Origin of the sequence: Pseudoalteromonas sp. S327 (assembly GCF_005886415.1) — a bacterium.
GTDB classification, from domain to species: domain Bacteria; phylum Pseudomonadota; class Gammaproteobacteria; order Enterobacterales; family Alteromonadaceae; genus Pseudoalteromonas; species Pseudoalteromonas atlantica.
Map to the genome: position 1 here is coordinate 75,273 of NZ_PNDP01000050.1, position 15,732 is coordinate 91,004.

Sequence of the window (15,732 nt, forward strand, 5' to 3'; positions counted from 1 at the left end):
CGCTCACGTTTAGCTATTGAGGGTGAACAAACCGATAGCCCACACCGTAAACAGACTGAATAACGCTGTCGGTTTGCGTTACTTCATCAAGCTTTTTACGTAATTTTTTTATGTGGCTGTCTATAGTGCGGTGGCTAACTATACGTTGGTCTGCGTACATGGTGTCCATTAAGCTATCGCGTGAATAAATTCTGTTAGGGTTTGAATACAAAGGCTTAAATAACTGAAATTCAAAATTAGTAAGTTCTATACTGCTATTTTTATAATTTACACTGTAAGTACTTTCATCCAGTGTCATGGCATTATTTACCGGCTCTTTTGTGGTATTAACACGCCTTAAAATTGCTTTTACTCGCGCCACCAGCTCAGCATAACTAAACGGTTTACAAATATAGTCATCGGCGCCCAGTTCAAGTCCGAGTAACCGGTCAATCTCCTCCACCTTTGCCGAAACCATAATAATGGGCACATTAGAAAACTTTCTTATCGCTTTGCACAGCTCTATACCGCTTTGCCCTGGCAACATAATATCTAATAAAATAACACTTGGCTTATTACTTTCAAGCCAGCTAAGTACTTCATCACCATGATGAATAAGGTGCGTTTGATAATGATGACTTGTTAAAAAGTCGCTCATTAAATTGGCAAGTTTTATTTCATCTTCAACAATGAGTATTTGCTCACTCATATTTATCCTCTACTGAACTAATAAGGGTAATTTAATAACAATGCCAAGCCCGCCAATACTGGCTTTTTCGGCTGATATTTCGCCATTATGACCTTTAACAATATGCTGACAAATAGACAAACCTAAACCAGAGCCACCCTCTTGGCGATTGCGAGAGCTGTCTACACGGTATAAATATTCAAACAAGTGCGATAAATGCGTTTGCTCAACGCCTATCCCGTTGTCCTCTATTATAAGCTCTAAATAGGCTTGGCCTTTAATATTTACGTTATTGGCACTTAAAGAAATAGTTGAGCACTGGGCGTAATGGACCGCATTCATTAATATATTATCTAGCAATTGCAGTATACGTGTTTTATCTGCGTTTACTGTGGTGTTGTTAGCACTATTAAGAAGGTAAAAATTAATAGCGTGCTGCTCAAAAATAACGTGATACTTTTGCTCTATGGAGTTAAGTAAAAAGCCTACGTCGGTAGGTTGCATGGTGTAATGCATGCCGCCTAGCTCTGCGCTGTTTAGCATGTGTAGGTCGTCAATCAAGCGCTTTAAATGCAGCGCTTCATCGTTAGCAGAACTAATATTTTTATTATTTGGTTCACGTATCCCAAGCAACATAGCTTCGAGCTCACCGAGTAAAATGCTCATGGGCGTTCTTAGTTCATGAGAAATATTAGCTAACCAGCGTTTACGTACTTGCTCATCTTTAGCGAGCGTAAAGGCCAAGGTATTAAAATCTTCACTAAGCTGGCCCAGCTCGTCTTTTCTATCTAATAAAAGTTTGGTGCTGTACTGCCCTTTGGTTAGCTTATGCATACCACTGGCAATTTGCTTTACAGGGCCAACTAAATGCCTTGCCAGTAAAAAAGACAACAGTAAGGTAAGTAGCCCTGCGGTTAACGCAATAAGCCATAAATAGTTAGTTTGTTGCTTTAAAAAATCCAGCTCGTACCCATCTGCTAGGCTTTTTCTTTTTGAAACAGCAAGGTAAGCAATTGTTTTACCTTCAAGCTCTATGGGCGTTTTAATGTACTTTAAATCCTCAAATAATTTACCAAAAATACGCTGCTGGTTTTCATCCAGTAGTGCATAGTGCGCGGCATGCTCGGGCGGTGGGCGTCGATCTCGTTGCGCCATATGCTGTGGGGGTCTGGGTCTGCGTTCGCCGCGAATTTCTGGGCGCTGTGGCATATCGCGTAAACTAGGTAAAAACTGGCTTGATTGCAATTGCGATTCAACCAACCTTAAAAAGCGCTGATCGTTACCTATAATTTTATCCCACGAGGGAGTTTGCGCGTATTTATTAGCCAGCTGTACCGCTAATGGCTCTAATGCTTTTACTTCTTTGGCGTTTACAAAATCAATAATACCTTGGCCAATACTGTACTGAATAAGCACAACTAGCCCCGCAATAATGCTAAAGGTGAAGCTAAATAATATTAAAAAAAGTTTGTTATGAATTTTCATTTATTTTTTATAAACCTGACTCTAAAAGCATTTGAGCTGTTATTTATTGCGTATTTTTTTACTGCTAAAACGTATTATTAAAAGCTCTAAGCACTTTCAAGAATAGCCTGTAATACCAATTGTATTAATTGCGTGTTCTATTATAGCGACTTATAAATAGCGCCTTTAATAACAACGTATAACGTTAACAAGTAAAAGTGCAAACAATGTGCATTATATGAAAAATTACGCTCAAAAAAGGCGACCTAAGTCGCCTTTGTTATTAATCGTTTTTTAAATGCTTATCAAAAAAATCGAGAAACGCTTGTAACGTTTTAATTCTATGCGGCTGATAAGACAAGTAATGATCGCCATCTTCTAGTTCAATGTAAGTAACATCTTTATCTTCGTCATCTAGTTCATCTTCCATTTCTCTACTATGGTAAATAGGGACAACACTGTCATCGCTACCATGCACAAGTAAAACAGGTTTGTTGATTGATTTAGCAAAATTAACCGGCGAATTGGCCTCTAGCTTATCGCTATTTGTTCCAAACTGTTTTCGTACTATGTCTTTGTTTGTAAAGTGTCGGGCTTTACTCACAATATGCTCAAGGTCAGTTACCCCTGCAAAACTTGCCGCACATTTAAATGTTTCAGGGTGTTTAATAACAGCCATTAAGGCGGCATATCCACCGTAGCTTGCGCCACCAATACAAATTTTATCTGGCTGAGCAATCCCTTGGTCTATTAACCAGTTAGCTCCATCTTGTAAGTCATCTTGCATGGCTAAACCAAAACCTTGGATCGACTGCATTAAAAAGTCATAACCATAACCACTTGAGCCACGAAAGTTAGGCTGTAACACGGCATAACCATTATATGCCAGTAGCGCAGTCCAATAGTCAAAGCCTGCATAGTCTCGCGCCATAGGTCCACCATGTGGAAATATAATAGTGGGTAACTTATCGCCTTTCTCATAGCCAACAGGCAGCGTTAAGTAGCCTTCTATAATAAGCCCGTCACGTGCTTTATAGCTGATGTGCTCTTTACCGGCGTATACGCTTTCGTTAATGTGTGGGTAAACGTCTGCAAAAAATGTTAAGTCACCTCGCTTTCTGTCACCTAACATGTAGGCGCCTGATGTTTTATCTGAGCTGACATACAGTACATATTTTTGCTGATCGTCGCTGGTGCTAACAATATCCATTTCAAATGAATCTTTAGGTAGTGATGCTCGTAAAGAGCGATGTAGCTTGTCTAAGTCTTCATCCCAATACGCAATACCATCTTCTAAATGCGAATGCGTAAAGCCTGCCACTTCGCCAGTTTTACGGGAGTAAAAAATATCGCCATCTACATCATACTTGTCGTCGCTAAAAATGAGCTCACGTTTGTTAGTTGTTAGATTAAGCTTAAATAATGCATCACGCCCTTTATGTAGCGCAGTGATGTATAAAAAGTTAGGGTCTTTATCAAAGCCAAGTATCGAAATGCTTTGCTCACTAAATACTTCGTAGCTAAATAGTGTTTGCCACGACTCATTTTGCTCGTTGTACAGCTCGTAAGTAAATTGTGTTTCATCCATTTTTTTAGCAATACGAACCTTGCCTTGTCTATCAGCAAACCAACTGGTTACATCTGCACGAGCACGTTGTATTTGTTTTTTGCGTAAGGTAGTTAGGTCAAGTTCATACACAGCTGGGGTATTGGCTATTTTAAAATCGCCCTGCACGAGTATTTTATTTTCTTGCTCCGGTAAAAAGCTAATAATTCGGTCAGAAAACTGAGGCTGCTTTTCATCACGCGTGTTGTTTGCTCTAAACGCCAGTTTTATTCCTTTATCATCACTTAGATTATACGAATACATTAATGTAGACGCATACTTAACCCCACCAAATTGATATTTAATGTATCGTGCGCCCAATAACAATACATCATTATTTGCCCAACTAAACCAGTCAAAAAATACAGTGTGGTTATCCGATTTAATAATTGGCTTGCCCTTGCCTGTTGTAAGGCTTTGCACCATTAAAACTAAATCGCCATCAAGGTTTCTAACATACGCAATGTTATTTCCATCTGGTGAGAGCTTAACTTGGCTTATGCTTTTTAAGCCTGCAAACGCTTCTATGGGTAGCTTTTTATCAGAGGCTGATAGGCAGCTAAAACTAAGTAGGGCAAATACTAAAGTGAGGTAAAGTTTAGACATTCAATATCCATTTGTTTTTATAAGTAACGCTTAATGAGTTAACAGTAAGTGTATAAAGTTAATCTGTTATTTTACAATTGTGGCCGCTTTAGTACAAATTTATCTTTAGTAGAGCTAAAGTAGTCTCCACCCATTTTACCTACGCTGTTTAATCGCGTGGGATCTATATAGCCATTCACTAACACGTTATCGTCAATATAAATCCCCACCACGTTAAGTAGCATAACTTTGCCGCCACTTGGTTCGTCGCTTATCTGAATAACGTCTCTTAAAGTGCACTCGTATCTTACTTTAGCCGCTGCGGCGCCTGGGGATGTTACGTGTGTACTGGCGATTGTTTCAATATTTGCCGCCTCAAATTCACTCACATTATGTGGATAATTAGCGCAGCTGTGATTCATTTTCTCTACTAGCTCTTCACTAACAATATTAACCACGCAGTTGTTAGTGGCTTGAAGGTTTAAAAGCGTGTCTTTATTGGCTTTGTCGCGTGGGTTTACTTGGGTCACGCTCAGCACTGGCGGGTTACAACTGGCCACTGTAAAAAAGGAGTAAGGGGCAATATTAGCAATCCCCTCCTTACTAAGTGTGCTTACCCAAGCAATAGGCCGTGGGCTAATACCCCCAACTAAATACGAGTAAACATTGTGCTGCGTGCTTTGCGTTAAATCTAAAAACATAATTTTCCTTTATACGTCGTACTGCAAATCGTAAAAGCGCTTTATTGCGTACAGTATTTCATAACTGCAGCCACTTTTTTAAATATGCGCAAAAAAATAAACATAGTGTGGTTTAAACGCGATTTACGCCTTAGCGACCATCAACCACTTAAAAATGCATTTAGAGATGATTTACCCACGTTACTGCTATACAACTTTGAGCCTCTAATGCTTGAGGATGCACATTATAATTCGCGCCATTGGCGTTTTGTTTATCAATCGATAGGCGAAATAAATCAGCAGCTAACTCGCTATAAAGCAGCGCTGTATATTTTTAACCAAAACATGCTGACACTGTTAAACACGCTTAATCAAACATACCAAATAGCAAACATATTTAGCCATCAAGAAATTGGCTTAAACAATACCTTTGAACGCGATAAAGCCGTTGCTATATGGTGTAAAGCTAACAAAGTTAACTGGCTTGAGTCACAAACGGGCGGCGTTATTCGTGGCAAAAAAAACCGTAAAGATTGGAACGCACGCTGGCAACAAACAATGCAGGCTCCTATTGCTATTCCTAATTGGAAAAACATAAAAACCATTACACTTGATAACTACCAAACACCTAAATTACCCGACAGCTACACGCAAAATGATGACAACTTTCAAGTAGGTGGGCCTTTAACTGCGCACACAATATTGCAAAGCTTTTTTGCTGAGCGCGGTAAGGGATATCAAAAAGGCATATCTAGCCCCAGCTTAAGCCGTATTCATTGCTCTAGGCTTTCGCCTTATTTAGCGTGGGGTAATATTAGCCTTAAACAGGTTTATCAAACCGCTATTGATGCATACCATGCAAAACACCCAAGCAAAAAAGGCTGGAAGCGCCCGCTTGCTGCATTTGTATCGCGTTTGCATTGGCACTGCCATTTTATGCAAAAGTTTGAAAGTGAGAGTACGATGGAATTTAAAGCGCTCAATGCGGGGTATCATCAGTTCCCCTATAGAAACGATGACAACGTACAACACGATATTGAGCGCTGGGCACAAGGCCAAACGGGTATACCCATTATTGATGCCTGTATGCGCTGTTTAAACACCACGGGCTATATTAATTTTAGAATGCGCGCTATGTTGGTTAGCTTTGTAACGCATCATTTAAATATAAGCTGGCAGCAGGCAAGCTTACCTTTGGCAAATTACTTTTTAGACTTTGAACCTGGCATTCATTACTCACAAATACAAATGCAGGCCTCAGTTACGGGTATTAACACCATTAGGCATTACAACCCGATTAAGCAATCTGAAGATCAAGACCCAAGCGGCGCCTTTATTAAAAAATGGTGCCCCGAACTTGAAAAGCTGCCGATAGAATATTTACACGAGCCTTGGCAACAAACACCAATGGAAGCGCTGTTTAACGACTTTAAACTTGGTGAAGACTACCCCGAGCCAATGCTTGATTTAACTCAAGCCTCCAAACAAGCGCGCGAACGTTTATGGCAATACCGCGAGCGCGCCGATGTTAAACGTGCAATTCCTAACATATTAAAAAAGCATGTAGGGCTTACTCGTACACACAAAAACACCGCAAAAAGTAATTAATATGGCACATAAAAAAAGTCACTTACCACAAAAAATGTGCCCTGTTTGCAACAAGCCTTTTGCGTGGCGTAAAAAATGGCAGCGCGATTGGGATAACGTTATTTACTGCTCAGAGCGCTGTAAACGTAATAAAAAGTAAAAGGTATTAATCCTTTATGCTATGCGTGAGCTGGCGTCTATTTTGCAATGGTATGAATAACTCGGCTTTTAAGGCTGTATTTAGGTGCTTTAAGTAAATAGCACTTACTCAGCCTGAAAAGCTTACATGCAACGCAAGGAGAAGATGATGACGATTAAAAAAACGGCAAACTCAACCTGGTCAGGCGATATTAAAACAGGTAAAGGCAGTATTTCTACACAAAGCGGCGCACTTGATAAACAACCATTTGGTTTTAATACTCGCTTTGAAGACGAGCCTGGTTCTAACCCAGAAGAATTAGTTGGAGCTGCGCACAGTGCCTGCTTTAGTATGGCGCTTTCGCTTGCTCTTGGCGATGCCGGTTTTAAAGCCGATAAAATTGATACTAAAGCCACCGTAAGCCTTGATGAGGTTGATGACGGCTTTGCAGTCACCCATATAGCGCTTGAAGTAAACGCACGTATTAAAGATATTGCTAACGAGCAATTTCAGGCACTGTGTGAGCAAACTAAAAAAGGCTGCCCTATTTCAAAGCTACTTAATACCGAAATCTCCCTAAAAGCAACGCTCGACTCAACCGCATAAAACGTAATTTTTAAACCTTACGGTTTTTCGCGTTAAGCCGGGTAACCTGTTACTTGGCTTAACACTCATCCCTAACCCTTTTTGAGTTATTTGAGTTTAACAACCCATTTAGCAGTGCTATACCCATCCCTAAAGCAGGCCATACTACCCATAAATAATTTGGCGATGTAATTAAGTTTATCGCGGTCAAAAATACCAAAGCCACAAAGTAACGTTTTAAATTATCAAAAAATGCTGGTGTATTCATGTTTGCTCTCCTCTTAAAATGTAAGGTTATTATTACCTTAATTTTTAAGCCTGAAAGGTGCTATTTGTCATCAGTTAATATGACATTAGTCATAAATTTATAGTGGCCCCTTCAAGCGCATCTCTACAAATACTTATACAAACATACAGTTACTTACAATTATTTAAATATATTTTAAAGAGTATTTAATATAATACCTTTTCTAGATACACCTATTTAATTATAAGAAAGGATACTTATGCGCTACTTAATACCACTCTCTTTGCTTGCACTTAGCTGTGCACCGTCAGTAAACGCTGAACAATCAGCATCAAAGCAATGGTTTAATACAATTAACTACGCAAAAATTGATTCACGCTATTACAGCGATAATGTGTACGGATTATCTACGCATTATTACTTTGAAGAGCAACAAAGCTCGGGAGTGTGGGATGATTATGGCTACCTAGATACAGATAGTAATATAGGCTTAAATTACTTTAATTCAGATGGTTTTAGTAGAAAAGGGATTTTTGGAGAAGGCTTTTACGGTAATGCTTTTGCAACCATAGAGCTGCCTAATATTGGCGATACTGATACCTATTCACTTGGCATAGGTTACTTATTTGCTGATTCGTTAAAAGTATCTGCACGTATGGTAGATTACGAATATGGCGATACAGTTTATTTATTTAAAGCCCAATATAATCACCAAATTAATGACACCGACTACATTGGTTTTACTGTTGAGACGGATGATGAAATAGAGTCGTGGGACTTATCATCACGTTACTTTGCTCACCTTTACGATGAACGCTACTTTACTATAAATGCTGACTATCTCGATGCTGGCGATGATTCAATTTTTAATGTGTTGGCAAATTATTACTTTAATAAGCATGTTGCAGTAGGCGTTGGTTTATACGACTCAGATTTAGTTGTTGAAGGTAAATACTTTATTAACGATAACTACTATTTTAGCGCTAATTACACCGATAACGATGACTACGATATATACAATCTCAGTTTTGTAGCTCAGTTTTAGTAAATACAAAAAAGCCGCCTTGCTGGATTCACTTCAGCTAAACAAGGCGGCTTTTATATTAAAACAGCTATAGCTTACATATTACCTAGCTCTATCATCATTGCGGTATACATACGTAAATTAAGCGCTAATTGCTCAAGCGTAATAAATTCATGCTCTGAGTGGCCGGTATAACGTTTGCCTGGCATTGAAGGGCCAAACGAGACGGCATTATCAAATAGCTTTGCGTTAGTGCCGCCCCCTATTGATACAAAGTCAGCTTGTTCGTCACCTGTAAAATGTTTAAAAATATCAAGCAGCTTTTGTGCGTGCGGCGCGCTATCTAACAGCATGGGTGTACCAATAATGGTCTCGACTTTAGTAAGCGTTACGTTATTTGCAGTTTCCCATTCCTTAATCGCGCTGTTTATTTGTGCTTTAAGTAAGTTTTCATCTTTACCAACTGGGCGGCGCGCGTTAATGGCTAACGTTAGTGCGTTACCATCGCGTTCAATTACGGTAGGGGCTACGCTCATTGGGCCCATGAATTCATGCTCGTAGGCAATATTACCAAATTGCTTACCATGAATATCTAAACCAATTAATTGATTTACAAATTTTATAAGCTGCCCATCGCTATTATTTTCAAGTGCGACGTCTTTAAATACCTCGCTCAGGTGTGCAATAGCATTAACGCCCGACTCTGGCTCTGATGAGTGCGCAGACACCCCTTTTACAGTTATTTTTAAGCCTTCAGCATGCTCTTCAAAGTTAAACTCAACTTCACTAAGTGTTTTAGCTTTAGCTTTTAATGAGTTAATAACAACAGCGCTTGCGTTATGCAGCACTAAGCTTGCATCTTCTGGTATTTGGCTTTTAAACGCGCCGCCCGCTAAATCACTCACATACATACCGGTTTGTTTTGAGGTAGCATTAAAAGTAGGAGCAATTAAGCTCCAGCCTTTCTCGGCTACTACAACTGGGTATGATGCATCAATGGTTACGGCGTATTTTGGCTGCTCGTAGGTTTTCATAAATTCTGTAAGCGGGCCCCAGTCAGATTCCTCAGCTAGGTAAATCATCAGCTCTATGCGGTTATCAAGCTCTATGCCTTTATCTTTAATCGCTTTCATGGCGTATAGTGCGGTGGCTATTGCGCCTTTGTCGTCTTCTGTGCCGCGCCCGACTAATTTGCCAGGCTCTGAGGTATCAATAATAAATGGGCTTTGCTTCCACTTACTGGCATTGGCAGGTTGTACGTCTCCGTGGGTTACAACGGTAACCTTTTCGCTTTGATCTCCCATGCCTATAAGCACGGTGTAGCCTAGGTCTTGGTAATCAAACCCAAGCTCTGCAGCTTTCATTTTTAATACAGATTTAAAATTAATAAAGTCAGGATTTTGTGGCGCGGGTACCGACTCTTTATTTACCGTAGGAAAAGCCACTAAATTAGTTAACGTATGAATTTGTGATTGTTGATAAGTATTAACAGCGTAATCGGCAACACTATCAATATTTGTATGTAATTGTGCATGTGCGCTAAAAGCAAATAAAGCACTGCAAAGCAAAGCTAACTTTTTCAAAACGTATCCTTTTGTATGAATCATTACTACCAATGCGCAATAATAAATCGCTTAAATAATTAAATTGGTATTAAAGCTAAATTATACCGCCAAGCAATAGTATTAAATAGCGCTTTGCGGCAGGGTTACAACAATCGCGCTTTAAATTTAGATAGCGGCTTACATTGCATTGGTTGTATAATGCGCGACCTTAATTAATCAGAGTATTAGTACTAATGAACCGCCGCAAAAAAATTGTCACCAAATTTCAGAAAAAAGATAAACGTGCTAATGCTAAATTGCATAAAAGTAATAAACCGGCGTATGTATCAAAAGCAGAGCGTGAAAAACTAGCTTTAGAGGCGCAGCAAACAACCAACGCCGAGCAAGTTACGCCAACACCTGATTAAACTAAAGCGCCAAGCAGCCTATTCTCAACGCTTTATATGGGTTTAAAATGCGTAACTGGCACTTATATTAAATGAGCGCCCTTGCCCAGCTAATTGAGTAAACCCCGTGCTGCTACCTTGCTTAAGCGCTGCAATACTTACCCCGCCTAGGGGTAATTGATAAAACGTATCAAATAAGTTTACCACCTCAATACCCAGCGTAAGCGCATCAAAAGAAGCTTTAGAGCTTATATTAACTAAGCTGTAACTAACGGTTTGGTTTTCTAAGCGGTTAACATCAACGCGTGATTTTGTATCCACCCATTGCCACAACAGTGCATTTTCAAATATCCCTATTTGCTGGCTTAATGAGAGCGCTGTATGTAACGGCTTAATTTGATAAAGCGCCTGGTTAGTGTCGCGGCGCTTACCACGAGTGCTCGTTATGTTTGCTTTTAATTGCCATTCGCCAAACTGTGTTGATTGATAAAGTGACTTACTTATATCAAGCTTTGCGCCATATAATGTGGCGTCAACATTACTAAACTGCAAAATATTACGTGTTGTATTTGCTAACCCATAACTATTAAAACTACGTACAATATCTGCATCAATGTAGTCGTTTACATCGGTGTACCACACATTAGCACTTACTCGCCACGCATCATTTTTTGCTGTTTTTGAATACGTTGCACTGATGATATGGGCGGTTTCGGCTTTGAGGTTTGGGTTACCAATATAACCATTAGCGTCGCCGTACCAACCAATCATAGTACTTGCCATATTACTTACACCCCAGCTGTAGCGCTCATATAAATTAGGGGCTCGGTTTTTACGGGCAAGGCCTAATTGCAGCTCGTCATAAAGTGTAATTTGATAATTAGCTAATACATTTACATCAACTAAGGTGTCGGTTTTATCTCTATCTGCATTGTTGAAGTTATTGGCAGCTAGCGCATTATTGGCAGTTGTCATTGTGCTCATACTGCCCATATTCATCATACTCATGCCATCGTTATAGGCTTGTACTTCATCAACCTGTGTATTAACACGCTCAACCCTTATACCCGTATTTAACCAGAGCTTGTTATTGATTTGGCTTGCATATTCTGCAAATAAGGCAATACGCTCACGCTTACCGTTATTAATATTTATATAATCATTTGGCCCCATCATGGTTGAGCCTTCAATCGCCGGCCACCAATCATCAATGCGGTAATTATAATATTCTTGTCCAAGTAGTAATGAGCTATTTTGATCAAGTGTAAGGCGCCATTTAAGCTGTGTGCTTATGTCTTTTGCATCTGTTTTCATGGGCATCATGCCGGTTTTTTCTTTACTAAAAAAACCCATTTCGTGTTTAACGCTGTGCCAATTAACTTGCCCTTCTAGCTCGCTGTTTTCAAAACTGCGCTTATATTGGGCAATAGCGCCATAACTGGTGTTATCAGTCATATCCATGTACTGATTAGCAAAACCCTGATACGGTATTTTTTGATGCGTAAGCTTTATCACAACTTGCTGTTTATCGTCACGTATCGCGCCAGTTAGGCTGTGGTTTTGAGCCCTATATAATGTATCAAGTACCACATTACCCTTTCCATCTTTGTAGCTGTTGGCATCACTAAACGACCCTTGGTAATTAAGGCTCACAGTATCGCTTGCTAAACGTGCTCCCACACCTAGTTTTTGGCCGTTATCAACACTGCTGTACTTAGCCGAGACATAGCCTGAGTGCCATGCAAGCTCAGTATTTTCGCTGTATTGTGGTGAAATTGAGTTAACGCTTATTACACCTGCAATGTTATCGCCACCTGCGCTTATTGGTGAAACACCAGCAACTACTTTGTAAGCCATTACTTGATTAGCTGATACGTAAGAAAGAGGCGGGTTCATCTGATTAGCGCACGCTGCAGTAACCTCTGCGCCATCAATCAGTACTTTTACTCTATCGCCCATTAAACCATTTAAAATAGGTAAGTTAGACACCCCGCCCGCAGCCGAAAAATCAACACCTAAATTGCTAAGCATTGCCTCTGACGAACCAAGCGATAAGTGCTTGTTGTGTACCTGTCCATGCACTTCAATAATTTCTAAAGTGTTATCATCTGCAAATACTGCAGGAGATAAAAGGCCAGTTAATAAAAGTGCTAAAGGAGAGAATAAATAAGTTTGTTGAATATGAGCCATTTATAATTTATGCCACTGTTATATATGGCATAAATTATATAATGTAGTTACAAGTTTAGAGCGCGACAAAATGTCGCACTTTGAGAACTTACTGCCACTTAACTCGCGTTAAGCTTAGACACTGTAGCAGAAACAGCATCTGCGCCGCGTTCTATTTCTTGAATTACTTCTGAGACTTTCGCTATTAGCTCTCGGCCTTGCTCTGAGGAATCAGAGACAGAGGTGATTTGCTTTGAAATATCGTTAGTCAGCTCTTGGTTGTTTTTAACTACGGTTGCAATTTCGTTGGTTGAACTGCTGGTGCTTGCTGCAAGCTGCCTAACTTCATCAGCTACCACGGCAAAGCCTCGCCCGTACTCGCCCGCTCGGGCAGCTTCAATGGCTGCATTTAACGCCAATAAATTAGTTTGATCGGCAATACTGCTTATGGTCGAAACAATAGAGCCGATAACTGCTGACTGCTCATTCAGGTTTTTAATTAAATCAACCGATTTAAGTACTTGGCTTACAATTGCATCTGAGTTTGCAATTGCATCGTGTAAAATATCTGAGCCCGTTTTTGCCGTTTGCGCACTCGACACCGCCGATTCATACGCAATTTGTGCGGCCTCACTAACGGCTTCGTTGTCTTTTATGCGATCGGTAATATTAGAGGCAAACTTCACTATTTTTATCACTTTGCCTTTATTATCTAAAATGGGGTTATAAGTTGCCTCTAGCCATATTTGCGAGCCATCAGAAGTTATGCGTTTAAACTTACCCGACTTAAACTGTCCATCGCTTAGCTCTTCCCAAAACCGAGGGTTATTTTGATAAAAAGAGTCAGTACAAAACATTTTGTGATGCTTGCCAACTATTTCTGCAAGTGAATAACCCACCGTAGATAAAAAGTTTTGATTTGCTTTAATTATGGTGCCATCGGGGTTAAATTCTATTGTAGCCAGCGCCTTATCAAGCGCTTCGGTGAGCGCTTCTTGAGATTTTCGCTGTACATAATTTTTTGTAATATCCGACGCTATTTTAATAACCTTAGTAACCACCCCGTTTACTTCAACAGGAAAATAGGTAGCCTCTAGCCATAGCTTTTCGCCATTAGCGTTAAAGCGCATAAAGGTACCGCTTGTTGAGTTTGCCCCTTGCAGCGCTTGCCAAAATTGGCCGTACTCACTCGACTTAGCGTAGTCTGAATCGCAAAAAATCCGGTGGTGCTTGCCTATTACCTCTTCTCTTTTGTAGCCTACGGTATCTAAAAAAAGATCATTAGCGTCTAAAACTTTTCCCTCGGGTGTAAATTCAATATACGCTACATGGTTATAAATAGCGGATAGTACTGATTTACTTTCATTGAGTTGACGTTCCAATTCTTCAACTTTGGCGTTATCTTTTCGTAGACCAAACATGTGTTAAACCTTTAGGGAATAATAATAGGATGACAATAACAAACAAATATAAAAATAATATGTAAGCTAGCAATAAATGTAACAACTTTGTAAATATAGGTGTTTTTTAGTTTTTCTGCGAGCAATTAAACACTTGCTAGTGAGCTGCTTTGTAAAAACTTTTTATAAATTAATCTAATAAGTCACACTTTATAGCAATTAACAAAAGTAAAACAAGCCAAAAATACTATTTTTTATACATGACGCAGTACACTTTTTAACTTAAAATAGCCATCTCACTGACACACTCCACACCTAATATATGTTTACTCTCCACGCAATTAATGTGTGGCTATTCACTATTTTTAAAATCAAAGTTAAAGGATCTTCTATGAGTGCAGATGTTGCGTCGGCATCTAATCAGTTAAATAAAGCTGCTATTTTATTAGTGTTAGCACTAGGTACGTTTATTTTAGGATTATCGGAATTTTCAATGATGCCTATGCTGCCGCTGATCAGTGAAACGTTTGGCTCAACCCCTTCGCAAAGTGGCTATGCAATTAGCGCCTATGCTATTGGTGTTGTGGTAGGCGCGCCGGTATTAATGCTTACAACGGCCAATATGCGAAAACGCAAAGCTTTGCTGATTTTTTTAAGCCTAATGTGTATTTCTAATGGTTTGAGTGCATTAGCAACCTCATTAGAGCAGCTCGTTATTTTTCGCTTTTTAAGTGGCTTACCTCACGGCGCTTACTTTGGTGCCGCTATTTTGCTTGCCTCCGATATTGCCCCTTCAGGTAAACGCGCAAGCTTTATGTCAAAAGTATTTATGGGCTTAACCATTGCGACCATCGTTGGCGTGCCTATTGTTACCTTGGTGGGGCAAAACCTAAGCTGGCGTTATTGCTTAGGTGGCGCTGCGGTTTTAGCGTTTATTGCGTTTATATTTGTATACAAAGTAGTGCCAAATATTGATAACGCTAAGCCATCTAACTTACTTAACGAGTTTGGCGTACTTAAAAATAAACTGGTGTGGTCTATTTTAGGTATTGTTATTATTGGCTTTGGCGGCGTGTTTTGTATTTATACATACATTGCCGATACAATTTTAGATGTAACTAAAACAGCCCCTTACACTATTTCTATCGCTATGGTGATGTTTGGTATTGGTTGTACGTTAGGTAATTACATATTAGGTAAAGCGGCCGATAAATCTGCCATTAAAACCACAGGCCTTGCACTGGTGTGCACCATCGTATTTGCAATTGCCTACGTTAGCGCAAGTTACAATATTTGGTTGCTTTATGCGGTTATATTTTTTATTGGTTGCAGTGTGGGTTTGGCAACGCTTATTCAATCTTTATTAATGGATGTAGCCCCAGAGGGCCATGCAATGATTGGTGCATTAGTACAATGTGCGTTTAACACCGCAAATGCTATCGGCCCTTGGGTTGGCGGGGCTGTTATTGCACAAGGTGCAGCGCCTAACCAAACAGGTTATGTCGCAGCGGCGTTGTTTTTAGGCGGCTTAGTAATGTGGTTTTTAAGCTACTTGCAACTTAATAAACAACAACCCGCAGCACAAACGTGTTAAGCATATAAAAAGAGCGGCTAATACAATTAGCCGC

The 15,732-nt window shown here is 39.8% G+C and carries 14 protein-coding genes and 1 pseudogene; 6 read left to right on the forward strand and 9 right to left on the reverse strand.

The window, feature by feature from the left end; all coding sequences use genetic code 11:
• Window positions 1-13: 13 nt before the first annotated feature.
• The 4 genes from CWB60_RS15545 to CWB60_RS15560 all read right to left on the reverse strand — a co-directional run bounded on the left by CWB60_RS15545 (window position 14) and on the right by CWB60_RS15560 (window position 5,023).
• Window positions 14-688, reverse strand: a complete 675-nt coding sequence (locus tag CWB60_RS15545; protein WP_029773415.1) for a response regulator — start codon at window positions 686-688, stop codon at window positions 14-16.
• A gap of 9 nt (window positions 689-697) precedes the next feature.
• A complete protein-coding gene (locus CWB60_RS15550; RefSeq protein WP_004587406.1) occupies window positions 698-2,152 on the reverse strand; it encodes an ATP-binding protein in 1,455 nt (484 codons plus the stop codon).
• A gap of 262 nt (window positions 2,153-2,414) precedes the next feature.
• A complete protein-coding gene (locus tag CWB60_RS15555; protein ID WP_138577540.1) occupies window positions 2,415-4,343 on the reverse strand; it encodes a S9 family peptidase in 1,929 nt (642 codons plus the stop codon).
• Between the two features lie 71 nt (window positions 4,344-4,414).
• Window positions 4,415-5,023 (reverse strand): flavin reductase family protein, encoded by a 609-nt coding sequence (locus tag CWB60_RS15560; RefSeq protein ID WP_138577542.1) that lies wholly within the window; start codon window positions 5,021-5,023, stop codon window positions 4,415-4,417.
• An 84-nt stretch (window positions 5,024-5,107) separates the two neighbouring features.
• On the opposite strand from CWB60_RS15560, the gene CWB60_RS15565 reads away from it, so the two are divergent.
• From CWB60_RS15565 to CWB60_RS15575, 3 genes are all read left to right on the forward strand, one after another.
• Window positions 5,108-6,610, forward strand: coding sequence for a cryptochrome/deoxyribodipyrimidine photo-lyase family protein (locus CWB60_RS15565; RefSeq protein WP_138577544.1), 1,503 nt, complete (start codon window positions 5,108-5,110; stop codon window positions 6,608-6,610).
• A gap of 1 nt (window position 6,611) precedes the next feature.
• On the forward strand, window positions 6,612-6,749 hold the full coding sequence (locus CWB60_RS15570; RefSeq protein WP_024034255.1) for a DUF2256 domain-containing protein: 138 nt from the start codon (window positions 6,612-6,614) through the stop codon (window positions 6,747-6,749).
• Window positions 6,750-6,896: 147 nt separating this feature from the next.
• Window positions 6,897-7,334 (forward strand): OsmC family protein, encoded by a 438-nt coding sequence (locus CWB60_RS15575; RefSeq protein WP_126008718.1) that lies wholly within the window; start codon window positions 6,897-6,899, stop codon window positions 7,332-7,334.
• Between the two features lie 58 nt (window positions 7,335-7,392).
• On the opposite strand, the gene CWB60_RS15580 is transcribed toward CWB60_RS15575, so the two are convergent.
• Window positions 7,393-7,581: a 2TM domain-containing protein gene (locus tag CWB60_RS15580; RefSeq protein ID WP_138577546.1), complete on the reverse strand. Its 189-nt coding sequence runs from the start codon at window positions 7,579-7,581 to the stop codon at window positions 7,393-7,395.
• 238 nt (window positions 7,582-7,819) lie between these two features.
• On the opposite strand from CWB60_RS15580, the gene CWB60_RS15585 reads away from it, so the two are divergent.
• Window positions 7,820-8,605 (forward strand): putative porin, encoded by a 786-nt coding sequence (locus CWB60_RS15585; RefSeq protein ID WP_138577548.1) that lies wholly within the window; start codon window positions 7,820-7,822, stop codon window positions 8,603-8,605.
• Window positions 8,606-8,679: 74 nt separating this feature from the next.
• Here CWB60_RS15585 and CWB60_RS15590 read toward each other — a convergent pair whose 3' ends face one another.
• Window positions 8,680-10,167: a dipeptidase gene (locus tag CWB60_RS15590; protein ID WP_138577550.1), complete on the reverse strand. Its 1,488-nt coding sequence runs from the start codon at window positions 10,165-10,167 to the stop codon at window positions 8,680-8,682.
• 215 nt (window positions 10,168-10,382) lie between these two features.
• On the opposite strand from CWB60_RS15590, the gene CWB60_RS15595 reads away from it, so the two are divergent.
• Complete coding sequence (locus tag CWB60_RS15595) at window positions 10,383-10,556, forward strand: DUF2986 domain-containing protein (protein WP_085065494.1); 174 nt, start codon at window positions 10,383-10,385, stop codon at window positions 10,554-10,556.
• Window positions 10,557-10,598: 42 nt separating this feature from the next.
• Here the strand turns inward: CWB60_RS15595 and CWB60_RS15600 are convergent, their stop codons facing one another.
• The 3 genes and pseudogenes from CWB60_RS15600 to CWB60_RS21195 form a co-directional block, all read right to left on the reverse strand.
• Window positions 10,599-12,725, reverse strand: a complete 2,127-nt coding sequence (locus CWB60_RS15600; RefSeq protein ID WP_138577552.1) for a TonB-dependent receptor — start codon at window positions 12,723-12,725, stop codon at window positions 10,599-10,601.
• Window positions 12,726-12,823: 98 nt separating this feature from the next.
• Complete coding sequence (locus tag CWB60_RS21190; RefSeq protein WP_223230583.1) at window positions 12,824-13,306, reverse strand: methyl-accepting chemotaxis protein; 483 nt, start codon at window positions 13,304-13,306, stop codon at window positions 12,824-12,826.
• A gap of 48 nt (window positions 13,307-13,354) precedes the next feature.
• Window positions 13,355-14,125: pseudogene (locus CWB60_RS21195) on the reverse strand (PAS domain-containing protein); the annotation flags it as partial.
• Between the two features lie 370 nt (window positions 14,126-14,495).
• Here CWB60_RS21195 and CWB60_RS15610 point away from each other — a divergent pair.
• The gene (locus CWB60_RS15610; RefSeq protein WP_138577556.1) at window positions 14,496-15,698 is read left to right on the forward strand and encodes an MFS transporter; all 1,203 of its coding nucleotides are present in this window, start codon (window positions 14,496-14,498) and stop codon (window positions 15,696-15,698) included.
• Window positions 15,699-15,732 lie beyond the last annotated feature (34 nt).